We start from the raw sequence: 4,541 nt of genomic DNA, 5'->3' as shown, positions 1-4,541 counted from the left end.
GTGGGACCCGCTGACCCGGCCAACCCGCGCCCGGGCCGGAATCGCTGGGCCGTCCCCGCGGCCTCCCTGCGTGGTCTTTCGGCTAGCGGCCCCCGCGGAAACGGGCGAAAAGGACGCCCCGGAAACGGGGGAGAGGACGCCCCGGAAACGGCGAAAGGGCGCCCCCGGAAACGGGCGAAGGGGCGCCCGGAACGGCGAAGGGCGCCCGGAACGGCGAAGGGCCCGCCCGGAACGGATTCCGGCGGGCCCTGCGCCACACGTGCGGGCGGTCCTACTGCGCGGCGGCGCCCAGCTGGATGCCCAGGGCGGCGCTGTACGCCGCCACGGCCAGCTTGCCGAGCGCCGGGTAGGCCCCGAGCACCTCGGCGGCCGAGCAGTCGGCCTCCTTGCAGGCGGTGTCCAGCAGGCCGTCGGCCGCTTCCGGGCCGATGAGGTACGGGGCCAGCGCCAGCTGGAGCGAACCGGAACCGCGCAGCTCGGCGGCGACCGCCGCCACCGAGCCCTCCTGGTCCAGCGCGGCGGCGATCACGGGCACCGCGAGGCGGGCGGCCAGCAGCATGCCGGTGATCCCGGCCGCCTGGACGGCCTCCTCGCCGCCGGTGGTGGCCAGGATGATGCCGTCGGCGGCGGTGGCCACGGTGAACAGCCGGGCCCGGTCGGCGCGGGCCAGGCCGGCCTCCGACAGCCGGACGTGCAGGCCCTCGGCGAGCAGCGGGTGCGGGCCGAGCACGTCGGCCAGCTCGGCGGCGGCCGAGGAGTCCATCAGCGCCTGGCGCATCCGGCGCAGCAGGTCCCCGTCGGGACCGGCCAGCAGGGGCACGACCACGGCGTCGGGGCCGGTCGGCGCGGGCACGTCCAGGCCGGCCGCGCGGGCGAACTCCGCGCGCGCGGTCCGCTCCTGCGCGACGGCGTTCAGGACGCCGGACAGCGAGGGGAACTCGCTCTCCTCGCCGTCCTCGCCTTCGAGGTAGCCGATCCGGGCGTCCAGCCCCGGCAGCTCGGAGCGGCCGATGCTGAGGACCTCTTCGGCCAGCCCCCGCGAGGCGGCCGAGGGGGCACCGGGCACGGCGAGCACCAGCGCGGGCGCGCCCTCGGGCGCCACCGCGGGCTCGGGCCGGCGGTGCCGTCCGGTCTGGCGGGGTCGCGGCATTCGTACGGGCAGGCCGTTTGCGGGCCCAGTGGGGGAGCTCATGGCGCCGCATGCTACTGGTTTATCGGAACCACGTGTTCGGGCAGGGCCCGCTCGGGCGGCATCTGTCCGTATTTATCCATTGAATGTCGTAGTTCAATGTCATATACGGTTCAACTGACGGCCGGCAGGCGCCAGTCGACGGGCTCCGCTCCCTGCCCGGCCAGCAGCTCGTTGGTCCGGCTGAACGGCCGGGAGCCGAAGAAGCCGTTGCTCGCGGACATGGGCGAGGGGTGGACGGACTCCACGGCCGGCAGGTCCCCCAGCAGGGGGCGCAGGTTGCGGGCGTCGCGGCCCCACAGGATGGACACCAGCGGCTTCCCGCGCGCGGCCAGCGCCCGGATGGCCTGTTCGGTGACGGCCTCCCAGCCCTTGCCCCGGTGGCCGCCGGTCTTGCGGGGGGCGGTGGTGAGGGCGCGGTTCAGCAGCAGCACGCCCTGCCGGGTCCACGGCGTCAGGTCGCCGTTGAGCGGCTTGCCCGTACCGATGTCGGCGTGCATCTCGCGGAAGATGTTGTCCAGGCTGGGCGGCCACGGGCTCACCTCGGGCGCGACCGAGAAGGACAGGCCCATGGCGTGCCCCGGCGTCGGGTAGGGGTCCTGCCCGACGATCAGTACCTTCACCTCGTCGAAGGGCTGCTGGAACGCGCGCAGCACGTTCGCCCCCGCCGGGACGTACGTTCTGCCTGCCGCGATCTCGGCGCGCAGGAAGTCGCCCATGGCGGCGATCTGCCCCGCCACCGGCTCCAGAGCACGGGCCCAGCCCGGCTCGACGATCTCGTTCAACGGTCGTGCTGCCATGGGTGATCACTCTACTGGCCCACACCGACAGCCGGTCCCGTCCGCGGCCTCAGGGCAGTACGGCCGCCCGTACGCAGAGCACGTCCGGCAGGTGGTCGGCGAGCAGCTGCCAGCTGTCGCCGTCGTCGTGGCTGGCGTACAGCTCGCCGTTGCGGTTGCCGAAGTAGACGCCCGCGGGGTCGGCGTCGTCGGTGCACAGGGCGTCGCGCAGGACGGTGCCGTAGTGGTCGCCGGCCGGCAGCCCCTTGGAGAGGGGCTCCCAGGTGGCGCCCGCGTCCCGGGTGCGGAAGACCCGGCAGCGGTGTTCCGCCGGGACCCGGTCGGAGTCGGCGTTGAGCGGGAAGACGTACGCGGTGTCCGGGCGGTGCGGGTGGGCGGCCACCGCGAAGCCGAAGTCGGAGGGCAGTCCGGAGCCGATGTCGGTCCACGCGGCGCCCGCGTCGTCGCTGCGGTAGACCCCCCAGTGGTTCTGGAGGTAGAGCCGGGAGGGGTCCCCGGCGTCCTGGGCGATCTTGTGGACGCACTGGCCGAACTCCGGGTCCGGGTCGGGCAGGAACACGGCCGAGACCCCGTGGTTGGACGGTGCCCAGCTCGCCCCGCCGTCCCGGGTGCGGAACACCCCGGCGGTGGAGACCGCCACGGTCACGGCGTCCGCGTCCGCCGGGTCGGTGATCACGGTGTGCAGGCCCTCACCGCCGCCGCCCGGCACCCACTCCGAACGGGTCGGGTGCTCCCACAGCGGCCGGACCAGCTCGAAGGACTCCCCCCGGTCGGTGGAGCGGAAGAGCGCGGCCGGCTCCGTCCCGGCGTAGACCACGTCCGGGGCCTCCGGGCCGGCCGGGTGCAGCTGCCAGACCCGTTCCAGCGAGGCGCCGGTGTCCTTGGGGAACTTCACGGCGGGCGCGGCGGGCTCCTGCCAGGTCGCGCCGAGGTCGTCGGAGCTGAAGACGGACGGTCCCCAGTGCGAGCTGTCCCCGCCGACCAGCAGCCGGGGCCGCGGCCCCCGGGTGTCGACGGCCACCGCCGAGACGGCCTGGGCGTTGAAGTGCGGACCGTCGAACTCCCAGGGGCCCTCGCCCCGGCGGCGGCCGATGAAGAGGCCCTTGCGGGTCCCCGCGAGCAGTACCACGTCGGTCATGGCCGACACCTCCGGACGTCGTTGTCCCTCACGGCAGGGTTCCAGCCAGTCTGCACCCGACCGTCGGCGGCGGTCGGGCAGGCCGGGCCGCCGAAGACCCGTTCGACCCTTCGGCATGGTTGTACGAAGAGGCTCGTACTACGGAGGTTTTCGTAGTACGGTGTTTCTCGTACTTAGCGCCGATCCCGGTGCGCGTCCGGTCACGTCTGGAGAGCCCCATGAGTGCTGCACCCGCTGCCTTCGCCGCCCTGTTCCAGCCCTACACCCTGCGTTCGGTCACCATCCCGAACCGCGTCTGGATGGCCCCGATGTGCCAGTACAGCGCCGAGGCCTTCGGCCCGAACGCGGGAGTGGCCCTGGACTGGCACTTCGCGCACTACGCGGCCCGCGCCACCGGCGGCACCGGCCTGATCATCCAGGAGGCGACCGCCGTCGCGCCGGAGGGCCGCATCAGCCCCTACGACCTCGGCATCTGGAACGACACCCAGGTCGAGGCCCTCCGCCGGATCACCGCCTTCGTCAAGTCCCAGGGCTCCGTCCCCGGCATCCAGATCGCCCACGCCGGCCGCAAGGCCTCCACCGAGCGCACCTGGAAGGGGGGCCGCCCCGTCGGCCCCGAGGGCCACGGCTGGCAGCCGGTCGCCCCGAGCGCCGTACCGTTCGACGAGGGGTACCAGGTGCCCCACGAGCTCACCACCGAGGAGATCCGCGAGATCACCGCCCGGTTCGCGGCCGCCGCGGGGCGTGCCCTGGACGCGGGCTACGAGGTCCTGGAGATCCACGGTGCCCACGGCTACCTCATCGGCGAGTTCCTCTCCCCGCACAGCAACCGGCGCACCGACGAGTACGGCGGCTCCTTCGAGAACCGCACCCGCCTCGCCGTGGAAGTCGTCGACGCCGTACGGGAGGTGTGGCCCGAGGAGCTGCCCCTGTTCTTCCGGATCTCCGCCACCGACTGGCTGGAGGAGAACGGCTGGACCGCCGACGAGACCGTCCGGCTGGCCCGGCTGCTCCAGGAGCACGGCGTGGACCTCCTCGACGTCTCCACCGGTGGCCTCGCCCCGCACGTGAGGATCCCGGTCGGCCCCGGCTACCAGGTGCCCTTCGCCGCCCGGGTCAAGGCCGAGACCACCCTCCCGGTCGCCGCCGTCGGTCTGATCACCGAGCCGGAGCAGGCCGAGAAGGTCCTCGCCAACGGGGAGGCGGACGCCGTCCTCCTCGGCCGCGAGCTGCTGCGCGACCCGTACTGGGCCCGCCGCGCGGCCGCCGAGCTGGGCGCGGAGATCCCCACGCCCGACCAGTACCACCGCAGCTGGTGATCCGGGTGCGGCGCCGGCCGCCCCGGCGCCGCACCCCGCCCCCTTCCTACGACGCCTCTCGTACGATGGGAATCCGAGCGGAACCCCCAGCCCAG

Annotated in this window: 4 protein-coding genes; 1 reads left to right on the top strand and 3 read right to left on the bottom strand. The window is 74.0% G+C overall.

The window, feature by feature from the left end; translation table 11 throughout:
* Nucleotides 1-271 precede the first annotated feature (271 nt).
* The 3 genes from SSNG_RS04390 to SSNG_RS04380 all read right to left on the bottom strand — a co-directional run bounded on the left by SSNG_RS04390 (nt 272) and on the right by SSNG_RS04380 (nt 3,127).
* Nucleotides 272-1,192, bottom strand: coding sequence for a hypothetical protein (locus SSNG_RS04390; protein ID WP_007262593.1), 921 nt, complete (start codon nt 1,190-1,192; stop codon nt 272-274).
* 110 nt (nt 1,193-1,302) lie between these two features.
* Nucleotides 1,303-1,989, bottom strand: a complete 687-nt coding sequence (locus SSNG_RS04385) for a uracil-DNA glycosylase (RefSeq protein ID WP_042800522.1) — start codon at nt 1,987-1,989, stop codon at nt 1,303-1,305.
* A 49-nt stretch (nt 1,990-2,038) separates the two neighbouring features.
* Entirely contained in the window at nt 2,039-3,127 is a 1,089-nt protein-coding gene (locus SSNG_RS04380) for a sialidase family protein (RefSeq protein ID WP_042800521.1), read from the bottom strand.
* A 218-nt stretch (nt 3,128-3,345) separates the two neighbouring features.
* On the opposite strand from SSNG_RS04380, the gene SSNG_RS04375 reads away from it, so the two are divergent.
* Nucleotides 3,346-4,446 carry an NADH:flavin oxidoreductase/NADH oxidase gene (locus SSNG_RS04375; RefSeq protein WP_042800520.1) on the top strand — a complete coding sequence of 367 codons (1,101 nt, stop codon included), beginning with the start codon at nt 3,346-3,348 and terminating at the stop codon, nt 4,444-4,446.
* The last annotated feature ends 95 nt before the right edge of the window (nt 4,447-4,541 follow it).

This window comes from Streptomyces sp. C (assembly GCF_000158895.1).
Lineage (GTDB): Bacteria > Actinomycetota > Actinomycetes > Streptomycetales > Streptomycetaceae > Streptomyces > Streptomyces racemochromogenes.
Note: the sequence above shows the minus strand (reverse complement) of the source record. Positions and strands in the feature narration are given on the sequence as shown.

Bases quoted from the DNA above. Each gene is read 5' to 3' on its own strand.
- SSNG_RS04390 (WP_007262593.1), bottom strand. From the start codon at position 1,192: ATGAGCTCCCCCACTGGGCCCGCAAACGGCCTGCCCGTACGAATGCCG.
- SSNG_RS04375 (WP_042800520.1), top strand. From the start codon at position 3,346: ATGAGTGCTGCACCCGCTGCCTTCGCCGCCCTGTTCCAGCCCTACACC.
- SSNG_RS04380 (WP_042800521.1), bottom strand. From the start codon at position 3,127: ATGACCGACGTGGTACTGCTCGCGGGGACCCGCAAGGGCCTCTTCATC.
- SSNG_RS04385 (WP_042800522.1), bottom strand. From the start codon at position 1,989: ATGGCAGCACGACCGTTGAACGAGATCGTCGAGCCGGGCTGGGCCCGT.